Origin of the sequence: Bacillus sp. NMCN1 (assembly GCF_002998085.1) — a bacterium.
Taxonomy (GTDB): Bacteria; Bacillota; Bacilli; order Bacillales; family Bacillaceae; genus Bacillus.
Genome location: NZ_PVQL01000001.1, coordinates 314772 through 335096 on the forward strand (window position 1 = coordinate 314772; position 20325 = coordinate 335096).

The window sequence follows — 20325 nt, forward strand, 5'->3', positions numbered from 1 at the left end:
AAAGGGGAGAAGATCATGCCAAAAGAGATATTTATGCCGAAGCTAAGCAGTACGATGGAGATCGGAACCTTGCTTCAATGGTTGAAAGAAGAAGGAGATTCGGTTGAAGTCGGTGAGCCTCTTTTTGAAATTATGACAGACAAGATCAACATCGAGGTGGAAGCCTATGATGATGGCATTTTTCTAAAGAAATACTACGAAGCTGATGATCAAATTCCAGTCAATGCTGTTATTGGATATATCGGAGAGGCAAATGAACAGGTGCCAAGCGAGCCGCCAGCACAGGCTGATGAAGATTCCTCAGAAAGCGGCGAATCGTCTTCACCAGACTCGTCTTCATCCAGTTCTACTGAAGCCCCAAAAACATCTGATGAAAAAGTACGTGCCACGCCCGCAGCGAGAAAAACGGCAAAGGATCATCATGTGGCGATTCAAGAGGTATCTGGCACAGGGCCAAAAGGCAGAGTCCAAAAGCGGGATGTCGAGGCAGTCGTTCATTCTAGCGAGAAAGACCAGCGCGTCTCACCGCTTGCAGAAAAAGTCGCTGCTCGTGAAGGAATCGATTTAGCAGCAGTTTCTGGATCTGGCGCTCACGGTAAGATCATGAAGAGTGACGTACAAGCAGCAACGCAAACAAAAGAGGCTTCGCCTGTGAAAACACAAAAATTAGCTGGCATGAGAAAAGTGATTGCTGATCGCATGTCACAAAGTGCCTTTACAGCACCGCACGTCACATTAACAAGTGAAATTGATATGACGAAAGCAAAAGAAGTGCGTCAGCAGCTACTGCCAGCGATTGAAAAAGAGACAGGCTACCGATTGTCGTTCACAGAGATCATCATTCATGCGGTCAGCCATGTACTCACGCGCCATCCGCAAATCAATATGACATTTGAACAAAATGAGCTCCATTTCCATGAAGATGTGCACATTGGTCTCGCTGTTGCGGTGAAAGAAGGTTTGATGGTACCAGTCATTTCTCATGCGAATCAAAAAGGATTAAAACAACTGACAAAAGAAGCGAAAGAAATTGGCCGAAACGCACGCGATCAAAAACTGCTGCCAGACCAGCTGAAAGGGTCCACTTTTACGATTAGTAACTTAGGCATGTATGCCATTGATGCCTTTACCCCGATTATTAATCAGCCAGAAGTGGCGATTTTAGGTGTAGGACGGATTCAAGATAAACCTGTTGCAGTAGATGGAGAAATTCAGGTGCGGCCAATGATGGGTGTCAGTTTATCGTTTGATCACCGAGTGGTAGATGGCGCACCAGCAGCTGCCTTTTTAACAGACCTTAAAAAAGTGCTTGAACAACCATTTGAATTGCTAATGTAGGAGATGAATCGGATGACGAAAACGTATGATCTGACAGTCATTGGCGGAGGGCCTGGCGGGTATACTGCCGCCCTTCAAGCAGCTGAGCGCGGACGGAAGGTCGCTTTGATTGAAGAGGATTTTCTAGGCGGTACTTGTTTAAATCGAGGCTGTATCCCTTCAAAGACCCTGCTGAAACATGCAGAAGTGATTGAATCCATTGAAAAGGCGAAAAGCTGGGGAATCGAAACAGGTGACATGATCCTTTCCTTCGATAAAATGAGAAAGCGCAAAGATGACGTCATTGAAAAGCTCAGAGGCGGAATCGCCTTTTTATTAAAACAAGGAAAGATTGATGTGTATAACGGCAGAGGCACAGCTGTGACAAAGCATCGGATTGAGATTGAAAAAAAAGATGGATCAGAATCGATTGAAACGAAAGAACTGATCATTGCCACCGGATCTACACCAGCCATTCCGCCAATACCTGGGCTTGGAGACATTCAATTTGATACAAGTGATACGATCTTTGACATCCCAGATATCCCAGCTTCTGTCGTCATCATTGGCGGAGGTGTCATTGGGCTTGAGCTGGCTTGTATTTTCCAGAGTCTTAAATCAAAAGTCACCATTATTGAAGCGGCTCCGTCCATTATTCCGCAAGAGGATGAAGAAGCATCTAAGCTGCTAGAAAGAGAATTGAAGAAAAAAGGCATCCATATCGCAAAGAAAACCTCTGTGACAGAGGTGACGGAAAGCGAAGGAGTCAAAGCGGTTCATGCAATAGATGATAAAGGGGAGACACACATCTTTACGGCGGAAAGACTGCTTGTCTGCGTTGGAAGAAGACCGAATGTATCAGCTGTTAGCCAGCTTGATCTTCAGCTGAATGGTCCGTTTATCAAGGTGAATGATCAGATGCAGACAAGTGCTGAGGGTGTATATGCAGTTGGGGATGTTGCCGGCGGCTATCAGCTGGCTCATGCGGCGATGGCAGAGGCTGCTGTTGCGGTCAGCAATATTTGCGGCGTGTCTGAAAAAATGAATGCTGATATCATGCCTAGATGTATTTATACATTACCAGAGGTGGCAAGTGTCGGTCTTACGGAGAAAGAGGCAAAAGCTAAAGGGCTTCATGTACAAACAGAACGATTTGATTTAGCGGCAAGCGGTAAAGCGCTAGCGGCAGGTGTTCAATCAGGCTTTATTAAATTGGTGTACGATACAGCATATGGTGAAGTGATCGGCGCAACGATGGTTGGTCCGCATGTCACAGAGATGATTTCAGAAGCTTCCTCCTTTATGTATTTAGAAGGAACAGCAGAAGAGATGGCGAAAATGATTCACCCGCATCCGACCATCTCAGAAGGCTTTTATGAAGCAGCTCTTGATATCGTGAGCAAGCTGAGGAAATAAATGCCAAACAAGGGATAGGGAGGAGATGCATGTGCACGTCCAGCTTCATCAGAAAGCGGCACTTGTGACAGGTAGCACAGATGGGTTTGGAGAAGCCATCTGCCTGGCTTTAGCCCGGGCAGGTGCACATGTTTTTTTACACACATTTTATGATGAATCAAAGGCTAAATCCATTTATGAAGACATTCAAAAAATGGGCGGTCAGGCGAGTATCATCATGAACCCGCTAGAAACGCCGACTGATGCCACCCGTATGTTGAGGCAAGTGATCGATACATGCGGTAAACTGGATATTTTGGTCAATCAAGCAGCGCAAGGAGCGGAAGCGGAGCTGGATGCCGCTCACCCTGATGAGTGGGTGGACGAAGTGGAAACAGCTGTGAATACTGTCTTTCTTTCCAGTCAAGCCGCCGTATGGCACATGGTGGACCAGAAGCAAGGCTGCATTATTAATATATCGTCATCAGGCAGTATTACAGGTGATGGCGGGATCTCACATGCTACATCCAATTCTATGCTGAATGCTATGACAAAAGGGCTGGCGCGAGAATTTAAAGACAAAGGCATCCGGGTGCTCGCCCTATTGCCGCCTCCTCTTCATTTGGTTCCTGACACAGAGCAAATCAAGGAGACTGTGGCCCATATGACGGTCTTTTTAAGTACATCATATGGCGCTTTTACAGATGGTGCAGCGATTATGCTTGATGGGGGTGAGAGTGCTGGCTAATGATCAAAAACCAGTTCTCATCGTTGGCGGTGCCCAAGGGATTGGAAAGGAAATTGCCGAGCGTTTTTTAAAAGAAGGGCACAGAGTCGCTGTGTCTGATATAGATGAACAAGGACTTTCGCTTTTAAAAAAACAGCATTCTCAGCTGCTGACATTTCAAGCTGACGTTTCATCGTGGGAAAGTGTTCAGCAGATGATCTCAGCAGCTGAAAGGGAGCTTGGCGGCATTGCTCATCTTGTGTATTCAGCAGGGATGACAAAATCACTTCCTTTTTTAGAAGTCGATTTTTCACTTTGGAAAAAGACACTGGCTGTGAACTTGTATGGTCTTTACTATTGCATCAAAGCGTCAGCACCTTATATATGTGAGCGGCAAGAAGGAAGCATTGTCATGATTGGATCAGGATCTGCTATAACTGGCTCAGGCGGCGGTATTCAGTATTACGCCTCAAAAGCAGGTGCTTTTGGCCTGATGCGTTCGCTCGTAAAGGAATTAGGGGCACACCATGTGCGTATCAATGTGATTGCACCCCGCGTGATTGAATCTCAAATGCTTGATACGCTCTATCCTACTAAGGAGGAGAAAAAGCAACTGCAATCGCTTATTCCTGTTGGGAGATTAGGAAGACCTGAGGATATCGCAGAACTCACTTTATTTCTCACAAGTGACGAGGGAAGCTATTTGCACGGACAAATTATCCTGTTAGACGGCGGGAGAACGTATCAGCCGAAATATACGGAGGGAAAAAGAGCGGAGAGGTAATCGCTCTTTTTGTCATTTTCATAACAATTGTTCCAATTAGAAACGAATGTTTGGTATACTGGGAATCATAGTATATTAAAAGGATGATGTCACATGCTGAATTGGGAAGAAAGGCGACAGCTCGTCAAAGTTGCTCATCTTTATTATACAGACGGGTGGACGCAGCAGGAAATTGCAAAAAAGCTCAATGTCTCAAGACCAGTCATTTCAAAGCTCTTACAAAAAGCAAAAGATGTGGGAATCGTTGAGGTGTACATTAAGGACGAAAGTATTCATACTGTGGAGCTGGAAAAGCAGCTAGAAACCACCTTTCAATTAACAGATGCTGTCGTTGTCCCAAGTGTTGGGACAATGTCTGAGATGGTGAAACGGGCAGTTGGTCAAGCAGGCGCCTATTATCTATCTAAAAACATGAAAGATGCGGAGAAAATCGGCATTTCATGGGGAACCACACTGGCTGAGCTTGTAAAGGAATACCCGTTTGAGCGAAGAAACGATGTGAAGGTCATTCCTTTAGAGGGTGGAATGGGCAGGCAGGCAGTCGATATTCATGCCAATCAGCTGGCATATGAGCTGGCAAAGAAAATGAATGGCACGTGTTCCTATTTATATGCCCCAGCGATTTTAGAAACAGAAGAATTAAAAGAGCGGCTTATGGCAATGCAGGATATAGAAGCTGTGCTTGAAGAAGGTAGAAATGTAGATATTGCCCTCATCGGTATTGGCAACCCGCATAAAGGTTCAACTTTAAAAACAGTTGGTTACTTAAAAGAAGAGGATTTATCTGGTTTAAGGCAATCAGGGGCTGTTGGTGATATTGGTTTTCGTTTCTTTGACGGTCAAGGTAAACCTGTCCAAGATGAACTGAACCAAAAGGTCATTGGTTTATCACTGGAGCAGTTAAAGAGCGTCAAAACGGTCATCGCTGTTGTAGAAGGAACCCATAAAGCTGAAAGTATTTTAGGGGCTTTAAATGGCGGCTTCATTCAAGTACTGGTGACAGACGAACTAACGGCGGCAGCCATTTTAAAGGAAGCTTCCGTCCAATAAACGGCTGATAGCAATCGAATTGTATAAAAAGAGCAACATCAAACGAGAAAGGAGCTGTGTATCTTGAAGAAAACCGAAATGGAAGCAAACCTACATTGTACTCGGTGCCAAGAAGAGACCCTCCACAGCATCGTTTATGTGAATGATCAGATGAAAAGCGTTGAGTGTACAGAGTGTCATCAGAAGATCAGTGTGCAAGTCGACATCATGAAGGAATTTTACAAAGAAGTATATGAAAAAATTGCGACAAAGCCGAAGCGGGTGACGCAGGAATATAAGGCGAATTTGAATGGATTTATCTCAAGACTCCCAATCCGCGTGCTTAGTAAGCCATACCGGCTCATGAGATATTTAAACGAATCATACAAAGTGATCAAGCAATATAAAAAATAGCAGAGCGCTGTTTAGCGCTCTGCTTTATTTTGTGCTTTTTTCATATAATAATAAATAGGCAGTCCAGCAACCCCGATCAGCATGGAAATCAAACAGCTTTTCCAGTCGGTGATCATGGTGCTGATTAAGACGAATAAAGAACCGATAATCGCAACGATCGGTGTGAGCGGGTAAAGTGGTACGCTATAAGCACGCTTCATTCCGCTGTTTTGTTTTCTCAGCTTAAAAACTGCGAAAAAGGCCATGACATAAAAAATATAAATCATGAAAATTGAAACCTCTGACAGCTTTTCTGGATTACTGACGATCATAAACACAATGGCGATCAAAATTTGCACAAATACAGCAATCCAAGGTGTTTTGAAGGTAGGGTGAATACGTGAAATAGCGTTTGCGAAAGGAATTTGCTTTCGTTCTGCCATCGCGAAAATCACGCGTGGGAACGAAAGAACCTTTCCATTCAAACAGCCAAAGATACTAATGATGATTCCAATACTAATGAGCTTACCGCCGATTGGTCCAAAGAGCAGTGTTGCAGCAGTACTGGTCGCATTTTCACCTAGCTGGACGATTTGATCTGCTGGTAACACGTGCAAAAGAGCGACATTAATAAAGAGGTAACAAGCCGTGACGATTAAAATCCCGCCTGCCATCGCACGAGGAAGCAGCTTCTCTGGGTTTTTCATTTCACCGCCAAGTGCTGCAAGCAATATCCATCCATCATAGGCAAACAACGTAGCCAAAATCGCTGCACCGAAATTCATTTGAGCGATACTCTCGTTGACAGCCGTAAAGATATTTTCGTTTCCTTTCCATAAGCCAAACACAATAATAGCGGCAATCGGGACAAGCTTTCCGATGGTGGTCAGCCCTTGTACAAAACCGCCGTATTTTGTTCCCATGATGTTAATCAAACATAAAAATAAAACAGTGATAATGCCAATTGTTGTCGACCATAAGGAAGAAAGAGAAAATAAGTTGGCTAACAATGAACCAAAATAAAGACCGAGCGCACCAATGATGGCAGGTCCGTAAATGATAATCTGCACCCAGCCGCATAAGTAGCCCCAAAATTCACCGTACACTTCTTCAAGGTAGGCATACAATCCGCCAGTCCGAGGGATTTGTGTACCAATTTCAGCAACAGTGAGTCCGCCTGCAAGGGTTAAAATTCCACCTAGCAGCCAAGCGAATAATGCGATATCTGAGCTTCCTGAATAGGAAAGGACGTTGCCTGGCTTCATAAAGACGCCAGACCCGATAATAGTCCCGATGACAAGAGATAGGGCAAAAAATAAGCCGATGTCCTGTTTTAACGCTGGTTGTTCCTTGTTCATTACTCGCGACCTCCTGCATCACTTTCGTACGTTACTGTGACATGTATTTTGTTCATTGTAATACGATTTTAGGAAAACAAGAATTAAAAAAATTTTCTGATTTTCGTAATTGTATTTAAAAGTGTTCGTTTATTGGAGATATCAGGATGAATGTTGTCTTAAAAACGAACAATAAAAGATTATTTTCGATTTAATGTTAATTTTATCGTCAGAAACCGAACATCTAGCCAAATGGTTGACTTTTCTTGAAAAATGACATATTTTATTCATAAGGATATTATCTTGAATTCAAGATATTTTGAAATAGGAGTGAACGTAATGAAAATCAATGGGATTCACCACGTATCTGCATTAACAGCCAATGCTCAAAAAAATGTTGATTTCTACCGCCAGATTCTTGGCTTAAAACTTGTAAAGAAAACTGTCAATCAGGATGACCCATCTATGTATCATTTGTTTTATGGAGATGAGGTTGCTTCACCGGGAACGGAGCTCACCTTCTTTGAAATTCCAATGCTTGCCCGTCGATTGAAAGGAACAAATGCCATCACAAGCACAGGCCTTCTCGTTTCTTCTGAAGAAGCACTTTCATTTTGGGAAAAGCGGTTTGAAGAGACAGATGTGCAGCAAGAAACGGCTTCCTTGAGAGGAGGCAGACCTGCCTTGCGTTTTCAAGATCCAGAAGGGCAGCAGCTATTTTTAACAGTAGAACCGAACGCACAAGAAGCAGGCTCACCGCCAGTGCATGACGATATTCCAGCAGAGTTTGCCATTAAAGGCTTGGGTCCAGTTGAATTAACCGTTGCAGAAGCAGACAAAACGATTCGTGTTTTAACGGACATTCTTGGCTTCACTGAAAGAGCGCGTGAACAATCAAATGATGGTGAGATCGTGACCATTTTTGAGTCAGGAAATGGCGGTGCTGGAACGGAAATTCATGTGATTGAAAAATCAGAGGGACCTTCTGAGCGTTCCGGCAGAGGAAGTGTGCATCACGTAGCCTTTCGCGTGGAAGATGCAGAGGAGCTGGAAAAATGGTACGACAAAATATCAAAAGCAGGCTTCACGAACTCGGGTGTTGTGGAACGTTTCTACTTTAAAGCCCTTTACTTTAGAGAGCCGAATGGTATTTTATTTGAAATTTCAACAGACGGCCCTGGGTTTACAGTCGATGAAGGGGTGGATGAGCTTGGTGATCAATTAGCCCTTCCGCCATTTCTAGAGCACAAACGAGCAGAAATAGAACAAAGATTAACGCCAATTCAGTCATCATAAAAAAGCAGCTCACTGAGCTGCTTTTGTCTGTTTTTCAGCGTGATTGAAAACCTTTGAAGTCTAGGAAGATCGAGTACCAGAGCGGAGCGAATTTGACATTCGTGAGCACCGGCATGCAGGACTGACAACGAATGCGAGGGTTTGCCTGCACATTATGCGTTAGGAACTTACCTGCTTAGATTCAGATTGTGTTAATGTAACCTTCTTCGTTTCTTCTTTTCCGTTTCGAATGAGCGTGATGCTCACGGTGTCTCCTACTTTTGTATTTGTGTATAGCTCATGACGTAATTCACTTCCGGTGTTGATTTGTTTCCCATTGATGGCGGTAATGACATCCTCTGACTTAAAGCCAGCTTTGGCGGCAGGTGAGCCTGCGGCGATTTCTTTGACGTATACGCCTTTATCGAGCTGACTGCTTTTGAGACCGAGTGTTTCTTTCTGGTACACATCCGGGACTTGTTCGAGATCCAGCATGCTGATGCCGATATATGGACGCTCCATCTTTCCTTTTGCGAGAAGCTGATCGGCGATTGGTTTGACATCATTGATTGGAAGCGCGAATCCAATGCCTTCAACACCTGTTTCAGAAATTTTCATACTCGTGATCCCCACAACCTTTCCATCTGTCGTAAGAAGCGGGCCGCCGCTGTTACCTGGGTTAATAGCTGCATCTGTTTGAATGACATTAATGCTGCTTTCGCCTGCTGATGTATTCATAGAGACTGTTCGGTCGACACCGCTGACAATTCCTTGGGTCACCGTTCTTGATAGATCTTCACCAAGCGGGTTTCCGATCGCGATGACGGTTTCCCCAGCACGCAGCGAGGAGGAATCGCCTAATGCCGCAACCTTCGTCACATGACTGCTGCTAATTTCTACAACCGCTAGGTCAGTCAGCGGGTCAGCTCCAACCAGTTTACCTTCAACGGTTTTGCCATCGTGCAAGGATACTGTTAATTTATTTGCCCCTTCAATGACGTGGTTGTTTGTTAAAACATAGGCTTTACTGCCGGATTTTTTGAAAATCACCCCTGAGCCTGTACCTGTTTTTTCCTCTTGACTGCTTTTGTTTTGCTGTGATTCATCAAAAGGCGTATTGAAATCGCCGAAGCTCGTGTCTGTTTGACTTTGCGCTTGGTAGTTTGTAATGCCGACAATGGCTGGTGATACATTTTCGACCATGCTGGAGATGCTGTTCGATGAATGTGATGTTTGGACGGCGGTTGTTTTTGACGAATTGGCACTTGTATCATTTGTAGATACCGCTTCTGTTTTCGCTGCCGAATTATGTGCTGTGTTGTCTGATGCGTGCTGGGCATATGGCGAAAGGACGTACACACCTAACGCCAGCGTACCGCCTACAACACCGCTGACAAATGGCTTAAACCAGTCGCTAGGCTTCTTCTTTTGTTTTTGTGGCTGTTCCATTGTTTGAAGTTCATGAGAAGGGTGTTTTTCATTTTTGTGATGTGTCATTCGAATCACTCTCTTTCTTCAATTTTTCATGTGTAGTTCAAGGGGGTTTACCTTATGTGGTGGATACTGACTTGATCGTAAGAAAAAAGTGTGGGATAAAAATGAAAACATTGTGGGAAATTGTTAAAATAAGTAGTGATCTAAGCAAAATAGAGGAGATTAAACTGTGGAGACAATTGGAATGATTGGATATGGAAGCATGGCTGATATGATGGTGCAAAAATGGCTGGAAAAGGGGATACTCAAAGCCCATCAAATCATGATCCATACAAGAAGTGAAACGGACCGCCTGCATCAGCTCAAAGAAAAGCATCAAGAAATAAACATATGCTCATTAGACGAACTTTCTGCGTCATGTGATGTACTCTTTGTCTGCGTGCCGCCGCTTGCTGTACTTGATGTGCTGGATCAACTGCCTTCAGCAGCCAAATCGGTACATATTGTGTCAGTAGCAGCGGCTGTGACGTTAGACAAGTTATCAAAGCATACGACTCAACCAGTATCCAGATACATCCCAACACTTACGTCAGCTGTTGGAACGGGCGTATCTCTCGTTGCGCATGGTGAAACCGCAGGACAGGAAGAAAAGGAGCATTTGCACCGTCTCCTTTCAGCTTTTAGCATCGTCCGTGAAGTAGAGGAAGACCGGTTTGATGCGGCGAGTAACTTGACGAGCTCCTCTCCTGGTTTTATCGCTGCTATTTTTGAAGAAATGGCGAGAGCTGCTGTGAGAAATAGTGAGCTTTCCTTAGAGGAAGCGTATGAATTTTTAACCTATGCCCTTTTAGGCACAGGTCAAGTCCTTGTAGAACGAGGCCTCACCTTTGCTGAAACCGTCGATAGAGTGGCGACAAAAGGGGGCATTACAGGAGAAGGCGCCGAGGTCATTCAAAAGCAGGCACCTCAGATGTTTGATGATCTATTTACACAAACCATGAAGAAATATGAACAGCTGAAATCACAGATTAACGAAGCTGATAAACACCACTAAAGACATAGTTAGTGGTGTTTTATTTGTTAAAAAAATCCTTTGTTAGACAGTCTTTTGACCTGTATTATCTGAGTCTAATTTCCTTATTTTCAGACATTGTATTGAAAAATCAATCAAGTAATCATATAATTTTTTAGAAAATTTAGAAAAATATACACAAATTTTAAGTATAATTAAAGGGGGATGGGGATGAAGCTCTATGTATCTGTCGATATGGAGGGGATTACTGGTCTAGCTGATCATACATTTGTCGATGCCCGTCAGCACAATTATGAACGGGGCAGAAAGATGATGACGGGTGAAGTAAATGCCTGTGTAGAGGCACTTCTTCAGCATGGCGCAACCGATATTTTGGTCAATGACAGTCATTCTAAAATGAATAATCTGTTGATCGAAGATTTGCATGAAGAGGCTGCTCTTATATCTGGTGACGTCAAGCCTTATTCAATGGTTCAAGGATTAGATCAAACCTATGACGCTGCTGTTTTTTTAGGCTATCATGCGAGGGCATCTATGAAAGGTGTGATGTCTCACAGTATGATTTTTGGTGTCAGACATTTTTACATAAATGATCATCCAATTGGTGAAATGGGCTTTAATGCGTATGTTGCAGGCTACTATGGTGTGCCGGTGATTCTTGTTTGCGGAGATGATCAAGCAGCACTTGAAGCAGAAAAGCTGATGCCTGGTGTGAAAACAGTAGCAGTGAAAGAGACTATATCAAGATCTGCTGTGAAATGCTTCACTCCTGCCAAAGTCAATCAACAAATCTCGCAGCAAGTGGAAGCCGCAATGAAACAGATTCATCACATCAAGCCGCTGACGCCTCCTGATCAGCCGCTGCTGAAGATCGAGTTTGCCAATTATGGACAAGCTGAATGGGCGAATTTAATGCTGGGTACTGCCATCATAGAAGGGACAACAACGGTGACGTATCAAGCAGAAAATATATTAGAAGCCTACCAAGCGATGCTTGTCATGACAGAGCTTGCCGCACGTACAACATTTTGTTAAACGAGGGGGAGACAGCAGATGGCCAGCTTTTTGCTCAAGCGTTTTATTGCGATGATTGCCACGATCTTAACGATTACGACTTTAACGTTTATTTTAATGAAGGTCATCCCAGGGTCGCCCTTCAATGAAGAACGAAATACAAACGAAACCGTCCAGCGAAACCTCGAAAGCTACTATCACTTAGACGAACCACTCTATGTTCAATATGTCATCTATTTAAAATCCATCGTTACCTTTGATTTTGGTCCTTCCATTAAAAAGCCTGCAGAAAGTGTCAATGATTTATTGGCGAGAGGCTTCCCAGTCTCATTAGAACTTGGTCTTATCTCAATATTGATTGCTGTCATCTCCGGCATCCTGCTTGGGGTCATGGCTGCCCTCCGGCATAATGGCTTGATTGATTATATCGCCATGACCATTGCTGTTTTCGGTATATCCATTCCAAACTTTATCTTTGCTACCTTATTAATTCAGCAGCTTGCTGTGAATTTGAAACTCTTTCCTACAGCGATGTGGACAAGTCCGATGCACATGGTGCTGCCAACCATCGCTCTTGCTGTCGGTCCAATGGCCATTATTGCCCGGTTAACAAGATCGAGCATGATTGAAGTGCTGTCTCAGGACTATATCCGCACTGCCAAGGCAAAAGGACTTTCTCCCTTTAAAATTGTATTTAAACATGCGCTTCGAAATGCGCTTTTGCCCGTTGTGACCATTCTTGGGACACTTGTCGCAAGCATTTTAACAGGAAGTTTTGTCATTGAAAAAATATTTGCGATTCCTGGAATGGGAAAATACTTTGTCGAGAGTATTAACAACCGTGATTATCCTGTCATCATGGGGACCACTGTTTTTTACAGCATTATTTTAATCACACTTCTTTTCATTGTCGATGTGGCGTATCGCTTGCTTGATCCAAGGATTCAGTTGCATCAGAAAGGAGGAAAGGCATGAGTATACATTTGCAGCAGGATCAACCAAATCCGCATCATGAAGTGCCGGATGAATGGTTTTCTCCGAGAGAGCAAAAGAAAACGGAGGCCCATGCCATTAAAAGACCCTCTCTTTCGTATTGGGCAGACACGTGGAGAAGGCTGAAGCAAAATAAGCTTGCGATGTTTAGTCTATCGGTACTGATTTTTCTTTTTATCATGGCGCTATTAGGTCCATTGCTTGCGCCAAATAGTGTGACAGAGCAGCGTCTTTCGATGCAAAATCTGCCGCCATCCGCTGCTCACTGGTTCGGAACGGATGAGCTTGGACGAGATGTGTTCACGCGTACATGGTACGGGGCGCGTATTTCGTTATTTGTAGGCGTCATGGCAGCCCTTATTGATTTTGCCATCGGCGTGATTTATGGAGGCATTGCTGGTTATAAGGGCGGGAGATATGACCATGTCATGATGCGAATCGTCGAGGTGCTCTACGGTCTTCCTTATTTACTTGTTGTCATTTTATTGATGGTCCTGATGGGGCCAGGGCTTGTCACCATTATTGTAGCGCTCACTGTCACCGGATGGATTGGAATGGCAAGAATCGTGAGAGGTCAAGTTCTTCAGCTGAAAAGCCAGGAATATGTCCTTGCCTCAAAAACCTTTGGTGCAAAGAGCCTGCGTATCATTCGCCGCAACCTGCTGCCGAATACGATGGGGCCGATTATCGTTCAGATGACCTTGACTGTGCCGACCGCGATATTTGCTGAAGCGTTCTTAAGCTTTCTTGGTTTAGGCATTCAAGCACCGTTTGCAAGCTGGGGCGTAATGGCGAGTGATGCGCTGCCGACAGTGCTGTCAGATAACGGACATTGGTGGCGCTTATTTTTCCCTGCGTTTTTTATTTCACTCACGATGTTTTGCTTTAACAATTTAGGTGATGGCTTGCAAGATGCGCTTGATCCGAAGATGAAGAGGTGATGGCGCTTTGAAAAAAGTTCTACAAATCATCGATCTGCACGTCAGCTTTCGGACATACGGCGGTTCAGTTCGAGCGGTACGCGGAGTGAATGTGGATGTATATGAAAAAGAAACCCTTGCCATTGTGGGAGAATCAGGCTGCGGGAAAAGTGTGACTTCACAAAGCATTATGAGGCTGCTGCCAGCTTACAGCGCTCATGTCAATCAGGGAGAGATCTGGTTTGAAGACCGCAATTTGCTGTCATTATCTGAAAAAGAAATGCGCGCCATACGAGGTGTCGATATCTCGATGATCTTCCAAGATCCAATGACCGCACTGAACCCAACCTTGACAATAGGGGACCAGCTCATGGAGGCGGCAAAGGAGCATCAAAAGCTGACGAAAAAAGAAGTGAAAGAAGCCGCCATTCGGATGCTTGATTTGGTCGGCATTCCGCAGCCGAAGGAAAGGTTAAAGCAATACCCTCACCAGTTCAGCGGGGGAATGAGGCAGCGGCTCATGATTGCCATGGCACTGATTTGCGAGCCCAAAGTGCTGATTGCAGATGAACCGACGACCGCGCTGGATGTGACCATACAGGCACAAATATTAGAGCTATTTAAAGAGATTCAGAGAAAAACAGGTGTCACCATTATTTTAATCACACATGATTTAGGGGTCGTCGCCCAAGTCGCAGACCGAGTGGCGGTCATGTACGGAGGAAAAATGGTGGAGGTCGGAACGAGGCGAGATATTTTTTACAGTCCGCAGCATCCTTATACAAAAGGACTTCTGCAATCCGTTCCAAGACTTGATATGAAAGATGAACTCATTCCAATTGAAGGAAGCCCGCCTGATTTATTTGCTCCGCCAAAGGGCTGTCCGTATACAGATCGCTGTCCGGCCGCTATGAAGGTGTGTGATCATATCATGCCGCACGAAACGCAGCGGTCACCTACCCACACAGTGCATTGCTGGCTCCAAGATGAGCGCGCGAATCAAACGGTTTTATCTTCAACACAAAGGGGGAGTTTTTGATGAGAAAAAAAGGGTGGATCATCAGTATATGTTTGTTCACAATCATGCTGCTCGCAGGATGTACAGCCAATGAGCAAGCAGGGAAAGGAACATCAAGCAATAAGGATGAAAAGAAAGTGTTAACCTTAAATAACGAAAACGAACCGACGTCGTTTGATCCGCCGATTGGTTTTAATAATGTATCGTGGCAGGGACTTAATAACTTAATGGAGGGGTTAACGAGACTGAATGAAAAGCACGAACCATCTCCTGCAATGGCGGAAAAATGGGAGATATCAGAGGATGGAAAAACGTACACGTTTCATTTAAGAGAGGGCATCAAGTGGTCAAATGGTGATTCAGTGAAAGCGAGTGATTTTGAATACGCGTGGAAGCGGCTGCTCGATCCGAAAACAGGCTCCTCTGCATCGTTCTTAGCGTACATGATTGAAGGCGGGGAGGCATTTAACAGTGGAAAAGGCAAGAAAGAAGACGTTAAAGTCAGCGCTGTAAATGACAAAACGCTTAAGATCACACTGGCTTATCCGCAGAAGTCGTTCTTAAATATGACCGCAAACCCTGCCTTTTTTCCTGTCAATGAACAGGTAGCTAAGAAGGACCCAAACTGGGCAAAGGACGCCAAAACCTTTGTCGGAAATGGACCGTTTAAGCTGACAGAATGGAAGCATGATGAGAGCTTCACAATGGAAAAAAGTGAGACGTATTGGGACAAAAAAACAGTCAAGCTGGATCAGGTGAAGTGGCTGATGATCAGTGATCGAAACACAGATTATCAAATGTATCAATCAGGAGATTTAGATACTGCCTTTGTTCCAGCAGAGCAAAGTGAAAATCTGCTGAAAAATAAAGATGTACAAATTGAAGACCAGGCTGGACTGTTCTTTTATCGTCTAAATGTGAACATGGAACCATTTCAAAATAAGAACATTCGCAAAGCTTTTCAAATGGCGATCAACCCGCAAGATATCGTGGATTATGTGACGAAAAATGAAGAGAAGCCAGCACGCGCCTTTGTCTCGCCAGGCATTCTAGATTCAAAGGGTGAGGATTTCAGAGAAGCTGGCGGTGAGCTTGTGAAGAATGATAAGAGTGAAGCTGCGAAGCTATTAGAAAAAGGGCTGAAGGAAGAAAACTATTCAAAGCTTCCGCCCGTCACATTAACATATAGTACAAAGCCTGAGAACAAGAAAAAAGCGGAAGCCATTCAGCAGCAGCTGAAAGAAGCGATAGGTGTAGATGTGAAGCTTGCGAACATGGAAGCCAATGTATTTGCAGAAGATCAAAAGGCGCTCAAATTCCAATTCTCGCAAAGTTCATTTCTAGCAGACTATGCAGATCCGATCAATTTCCTAGAGAGCTTCCAAACAGGGAATGCCATGAACCGGACAGGATGGTCAAACGATACCTATGATCAGCTGATCAAAAAAGCGAGCCAGGAAGTAGACGAACAAAAGAGAAACAGCATTCTTCATGATGCGGAAGCACTTCTTATTGAAGAAGCACCGATCATTCCAATTCATTTTTATAACCAAGTCCATTTACAAAAAGAAGGCGTGAAGGGGATTGTCCGCCACCCCGTTGGCTATATCGATTTGAAATGGGCACAAGTAGATGGGGAGTAATTGAAGTAAAGGAGGAACAAAGGACGCTTTGAAATAAAAGCGTCTGTTCCTTTATTCGTTCATGTTATGAAGCAGAAGCCCATAGATTGAAAGAAACAAAGAGAAAGAGGGGATATGGCATGAGCCAGTTGCCAGTGGCACTTCAAACAGGGGATACGGTGGGGATTATTGCACCAGCAAGCCCGCCTGATGAGCTGAAATTAGCAAAAGGGATTGCCTTTTTAGAAAGCCTCGGGCTGAAGGTGAAAATAGGGAAGTATATCGACCGCCGGTATGGGTATTTAGCAGGTCATGATCATGAAAGAGTGGAGGACCTTCATCGCATGTTTCAAGATCCAGAAGTGAAGGCGGTTATTTGTGCTTGCGGAGGATACGGGACTGGAAGACTTGCGGAAGCCATTGACTATGACCTCATTCGCCGGAATCCAAAAATCTTTTGGGGCTATAGTGATATTACGTTTTTACATACGGCTATCCAGCAGCAGACCGGTCTTGTGACGTTTCATGGTCCAATGCTTTCCTCTGATGTGGGACTTGAGGAGGTCCATCCGTATACGAAAGATACCTTTTTACAGCTGTTCACACCGAAAGCCTTTACGTATGCACATCATTTGTCACCCCTTCATACTTTTTATCCGGGCACCGCTTCAGGTGAGATTGTAGGAGGAAATCTTGCCCTCATCGTGACAACACTTGGTACACCTTTTGAAATCGATACGAAGGGAAAGCTTTTGTTCATTGAAGATATTGACGAAGAGCCCTATAAAATCGATCGTATGATGCAGCACCTCACATCTGCTGGAAAATTGGAGGATGCGGCTGGATTCATCATTGGCGATTTTCATCAATGTGAGCCAAAAAAGAAAGAACAGTCCCTCACATTGAATCAAGTATGGAATACCTATATTGTGACTCAAAAAAAACCTGCACTTGGGGGCTTTCGGATCGGTCATTCATCACCGAACTTTGCCATTCCACTGGGCACGCAGGCTGCACTAGATGCGACCGGAAAAAAACTGCACATTTCTCCAGGTGTCGCTGCGAAAGAGGCGATCAAATGAAAATCGTCGATGTTCGTACATGCAGAATGAGTGTACCGCTAAAAAAGCCTTTCAAAACCGCTTTACGAACGGTGTATGACGCAGCATCTCTGATCGTTATCATCACATATGATCAAGATGACGTCAGCTACGGAGAGGCAGTCCCGACAACGGTGATTACAGGTGAAACGCTGGAAAGCATCGACTATGCCATCTGTGAAGTGATCAGACCAATTTTGCTCGGGGCCTCCTTGTCAGAGTATGAACAAATTTTTTCTCGCATGGACCGCGTGCTCGCTTGCAACACTAGTGCAAAGGCTGCCATTGACATGGCCATTTATGATGGCTTAGCGAAGCAGGCAGGACTTCCGCTTTATCAATACCTTGGCGGATATCGTGAACAGCTTGAAACCGATTATACGGTCAGTGTAAACCGGCCGCTTGAGATGGCGGAAGATGCAAACCAATACGCAGCTGAAGGCTTTCAGACGTTAAAGATCAAAGTAGGAAAAGATGACATAGACACGGATATTCAGCGTATTAAGCGGATTCGAGAAAAAGTCGGGCCGGATATTCAGATTAGGCTCGATGCGAATCAGGGCTGGACGTGGAAGGAAGCGATCGTAGCCATTCGGAAAATGGAGGCGCTGAATATCGAACTAGTAGAGCAGCCAGTGCCGAAAGAAGATATCGAAGGCCTGCGCCGTGTGACGGAAGCAACAGATACATTGATTATGGCAGACGAAAGCATTTTCAGTTTTCATGATGCCATCAAGGTACTTGAAACGAGAAGCTGTGATTTGATCAATTTAAAATTAATGAAATCAGGAGGCATAAAAGAAGCCCTAAAAATCAATGCTCTAGCAGAAGCATACGGCGTAAAGTGCATGGTAGGCAGTATGATTGAGTCAAAACTTGGCATTACAGCAGCTGCTCATCTCGCCGCAAGCCAGCCGAATATCACCCGCTACGATTTTGATGCCCCGCTTATGCTGCAAGAGGACAAGATAGAAGGCGGAATCGTGTACAAAGGAAAAGATCTATTTTTTCCGCCACATCATGGGTTAGGCATTCAAGGGGTGAAAGGAGTCTCATGATGATATTTGAATCAAAGGTTCCAGTTGCCAACGTATGGACAGCACCGCAGTCGCCAAGAGAAATCGATCAAAAGGTACTTCAGGGCTCCTTCAAGATCAAAAAGTGGATTGACCAGCAGACATATGAAGAAAAATTGGCTTTATGTGAAGAAAATCTGATCCAGTCTCAAGTACTGTTCGGTGAACGAGTCATTGGATTAGAAGAGACAGACGGCTGGATGAAAGTCGTCATTCCGCAGCAGGCCAGCCGGAAACATCCACAAGGCTATCCTGGCTATATACCTGCTAACCAATTAAAGCAAGTTACAGAGGGAAGTGCACCAGCTGCATCTCATATCGTTTGTCAGAAAAAGGCCATGCTCTATCGAAACGGGCAAGCGGACATGGAGATTAGTTTTTTAACAGAGCTGATAGCTGTAGAAGAAACGGATGATTGCTTTCATGTGGTGACCCCAGCAGGGACAAGAGAAATCAACAAAGCAGATGTGCAGCCAGTTTCATCCATTTCCTCTATGACCGGCAAAGATGTTGTAGACACGGGAAAGCAATTTGTTGGTCTTTCGTATTTATGGGGGGGCATGAGCAGCTTTGGTTATGATTGTTCAGGCTTTGCTTACAGCATGTACAAAGCGTGCGGATATCTTTTGCCGAGAGACGCAAGTGACCAAGCGGTGCAAGGAACACCGGTCGCATCAAGCCATTTAGAACCAGGCGACTTACTGTTTTTCGCAAATGACAACGGGAAGGGAGCTGTCCGCCATGTGGGGATCTACGCAGGTGACGGTATGATGCTTCACTCGCCTAAAACCGGCAGGGAAATTGAGCTTCTTTCCCTTTCTGGCACTTCATATGAAAAGGAATGGGCAGGTGCAAGACGGTATTTGCCAAGCGAGGGGAGGAAAGGTCATGGCAGTTGAACCACTTTTACAAGTTAACAATCTCAAAAAACATTTTCATCTATCGAAAGGAAGAACGTTAAAAGCGCTAGACGGTGTTTCTTTTCAGCTGAAACAAGGCGAAACGTTTGGTCTCGTTGGCGAGTCCGGCTGCGGGAAATCCACACTTGGAAAAGTGCTTATGCGTCTTTATGAACCGACAGATGGGGAAGCCTTATATGAAGGGAAAAGTCTTCATCACCTTTCTAAAAAAGAATCATTTGATTTCAATCGGCAAATTCAAATGGTGTTTCAAGATCCATATTCCTCCTTAAATCCGCGGCTGTCTGTAAAAGATATTATGCTGGAGCCAATGGAGATTCACAACCTTTACGGGAGTCAAAAGAAAAGGATTGCCCGGGTGAAAGAACTACTTGAAGCAGTTGGACTTAGCTATGACTTTGCCACTCGCTATCCCCACGAATTCAGCGGAGGACAGAGGCAGAGAATCGGTATTGCAAGAGCACTCGCCTTAGCGCCGAAATTTATTGTGGCGGATGAGCCAATTTCTGCACTAGATGTCTCTGTTCAAGCGCAGGTCGTGAATTTGCTGAAGAAACTGCAAAAAGAGGAAGGGCTGACATTTCTCTTTATTGCGCATGACTTGTCGATGGTCAAATACATCAGCGATCGAATCGGTGTCATGTATTTAGGTCATCTCGTTGAATTGACCAGCAGTGATGCGTTATATCAAACACCGCTGCACCCATATACACAAGCCTTGCTGTCTGCGATCCCCATTCCAGATCCTGACGTGGAGGACAAGCGCAAAAGATTCATTTTAAAAGGAGAAATTCCAAGTCCAGTGAACCCGCCAAGCGGCTGTGTATTTCGAACAAGGTGTCCTGCAGCCATGGATGTATGTGCCGAAAAAAAGCCAACATTACAAGCAGTAGAAGAAGGGCATGATGTCGCCTGTCATTTATACGATCGGAAATAAA

General features: G+C 44.6%; 19 protein-coding genes. 17 read left to right on the plus strand and 2 right to left on the minus strand.

The genetic code is table 11. The features are described from left to right. Nucleotides 1–15 precede the first annotated feature (15 nt). The 6 genes from C6W21_RS01730 to C6W21_RS01755 all read left to right on the plus strand — a co-directional run bounded on the left by C6W21_RS01730 (nucleotide 16) and on the right by C6W21_RS01755 (nucleotide 5666). On the plus strand, nucleotides 16–1338 hold the full coding sequence (locus C6W21_RS01730; RefSeq protein ID WP_106049071.1) for a dihydrolipoamide acetyltransferase family protein: 1323 nt from the start codon (nucleotides 16–18) through the stop codon (nucleotides 1336–1338). Between the two features lie 12 nt (nucleotides 1339–1350). Further along, on the plus strand, nucleotides 1351–2733 hold the full coding sequence (gene lpdA, locus C6W21_RS01735) for a dihydrolipoyl dehydrogenase (RefSeq protein WP_106049072.1): 1383 nt from the start codon (nucleotides 1351–1353) through the stop codon (nucleotides 2731–2733). Between the two features lie 25 nt (nucleotides 2734–2758). Beyond that, nucleotides 2759–3460, plus strand: coding sequence for an SDR family NAD(P)-dependent oxidoreductase (locus C6W21_RS01740; protein ID WP_223249509.1), 702 nt, complete (start codon nucleotides 2759–2761; stop codon nucleotides 3458–3460). Then, entirely contained in the window at nucleotides 3438–4223 is a 786-nt protein-coding gene (locus tag C6W21_RS01745; RefSeq protein WP_106049074.1) for an SDR family NAD(P)-dependent oxidoreductase, read from the plus strand. The genes C6W21_RS01740 and C6W21_RS01745 overlap by 23 nt, the downstream gene beginning before the upstream one ends. 93 nt (nucleotides 4224–4316) lie before the next feature. Beyond that, on the plus strand, nucleotides 4317–5273 hold the full coding sequence (locus tag C6W21_RS01750; protein WP_034663059.1) for a sugar-binding transcriptional regulator: 957 nt from the start codon (nucleotides 4317–4319) through the stop codon (nucleotides 5271–5273). A gap of 63 nt (nucleotides 5274–5336) precedes the next feature. After that, on the plus strand, nucleotides 5337–5666 hold the full coding sequence (locus C6W21_RS01755; RefSeq protein WP_088003241.1) for a bh protein: 330 nt from the start codon (nucleotides 5337–5339) through the stop codon (nucleotides 5664–5666). Between the two features lie 11 nt (nucleotides 5667–5677). Here the strand turns inward: C6W21_RS01755 and C6W21_RS01760 are convergent, their stop codons facing one another. Beyond that, a complete protein-coding gene (locus C6W21_RS01760; RefSeq protein ID WP_106049075.1) occupies nucleotides 5678–7003 on the minus strand; it encodes an APC family permease in 1326 nt (441 codons plus the stop codon). A 318-nt stretch (nucleotides 7004–7321) separates the two neighbouring features. On the opposite strand from C6W21_RS01760, the gene C6W21_RS01765 reads away from it, so the two are divergent. After that, on the plus strand, nucleotides 7322–8278 hold the full coding sequence (locus tag C6W21_RS01765; RefSeq protein WP_106049076.1) for a ring-cleaving dioxygenase: 957 nt from the start codon (nucleotides 7322–7324) through the stop codon (nucleotides 8276–8278). Nucleotides 8279–8437: 159 nt separating this feature from the next. Here C6W21_RS01765 and C6W21_RS01770 read toward each other — a convergent pair whose 3' ends face one another. Then, a complete protein-coding gene (locus C6W21_RS01770; protein ID WP_106049077.1) occupies nucleotides 8438–9754 on the minus strand; it encodes a S1C family serine protease in 1317 nt (438 codons plus the stop codon). 166 nt (nucleotides 9755–9920) lie between these two features. Between C6W21_RS01770 and proG the strand changes: the two genes are divergently transcribed. From proG to C6W21_RS01820, 10 genes are all read left to right on the plus strand, one after another. Then, a complete protein-coding gene (proG, locus tag C6W21_RS01775) occupies nucleotides 9921–10745 on the plus strand; it encodes a pyrroline-5-carboxylate reductase ProG (protein ID WP_106049078.1) in 825 nt (274 codons plus the stop codon). 189 nt (nucleotides 10746–10934) lie between these two features. Continuing rightward, a complete protein-coding gene (locus C6W21_RS01780; RefSeq protein WP_106049079.1) occupies nucleotides 10935–11759 on the plus strand; it encodes a M55 family metallopeptidase in 825 nt (274 codons plus the stop codon). Between the two features lie 18 nt (nucleotides 11760–11777). After that, nucleotides 11778–12713, plus strand: coding sequence for an ABC transporter permease (locus tag C6W21_RS01785; RefSeq protein ID WP_106049080.1), 936 nt, complete (start codon nucleotides 11778–11780; stop codon nucleotides 12711–12713). Beyond that, nucleotides 12710–13672, plus strand: coding sequence for an ABC transporter permease (locus tag C6W21_RS01790; RefSeq protein WP_106049081.1), 963 nt, complete (start codon nucleotides 12710–12712; stop codon nucleotides 13670–13672). Before C6W21_RS01785 ends, C6W21_RS01790 begins: the two co-directional genes overlap by 4 nt. A gap of 7 nt (nucleotides 13673–13679) precedes the next feature. Continuing rightward, nucleotides 13680–14690: an ABC transporter ATP-binding protein gene (locus C6W21_RS01795; protein ID WP_106049082.1), complete on the plus strand. Its 1011-nt coding sequence runs from the start codon at nucleotides 13680–13682 to the stop codon at nucleotides 14688–14690. Next, entirely contained in the window at nucleotides 14690–16312 is a 1623-nt protein-coding gene (locus tag C6W21_RS01800) for a peptide ABC transporter substrate-binding protein (RefSeq protein WP_106055889.1), read from the plus strand. The genes C6W21_RS01795 and C6W21_RS01800 overlap by 1 nt, the downstream gene beginning before the upstream one ends. 119 nt (nucleotides 16313–16431) lie before the next feature. Next, entirely contained in the window at nucleotides 16432–17373 is a 942-nt protein-coding gene (locus C6W21_RS01805) for a S66 peptidase family protein (protein ID WP_106049084.1), read from the plus strand. Continuing rightward, the gene (locus C6W21_RS01810) at nucleotides 17370–18449 is read left to right on the plus strand and encodes a mandelate racemase/muconate lactonizing enzyme family protein (protein WP_106049085.1); all 1080 of its coding nucleotides are present in this window, start codon (nucleotides 17370–17372) and stop codon (nucleotides 18447–18449) included. The genes C6W21_RS01805 and C6W21_RS01810 overlap by 4 nt, the downstream gene beginning before the upstream one ends. After that, nucleotides 18449–19366, plus strand: coding sequence for a C40 family peptidase (locus C6W21_RS01815; protein WP_106049086.1), 918 nt, complete (start codon nucleotides 18449–18451; stop codon nucleotides 19364–19366). The genes C6W21_RS01810 and C6W21_RS01815 overlap by 1 nt, the downstream gene beginning before the upstream one ends. Next, nucleotides 19356–20324, plus strand: coding sequence for an ABC transporter ATP-binding protein (locus C6W21_RS01820; protein ID WP_106049087.1), 969 nt, complete (start codon nucleotides 19356–19358; stop codon nucleotides 20322–20324). The genes C6W21_RS01815 and C6W21_RS01820 overlap by 11 nt, the downstream gene beginning before the upstream one ends. Nucleotide 20325: the final 1 nt, after the last annotated feature.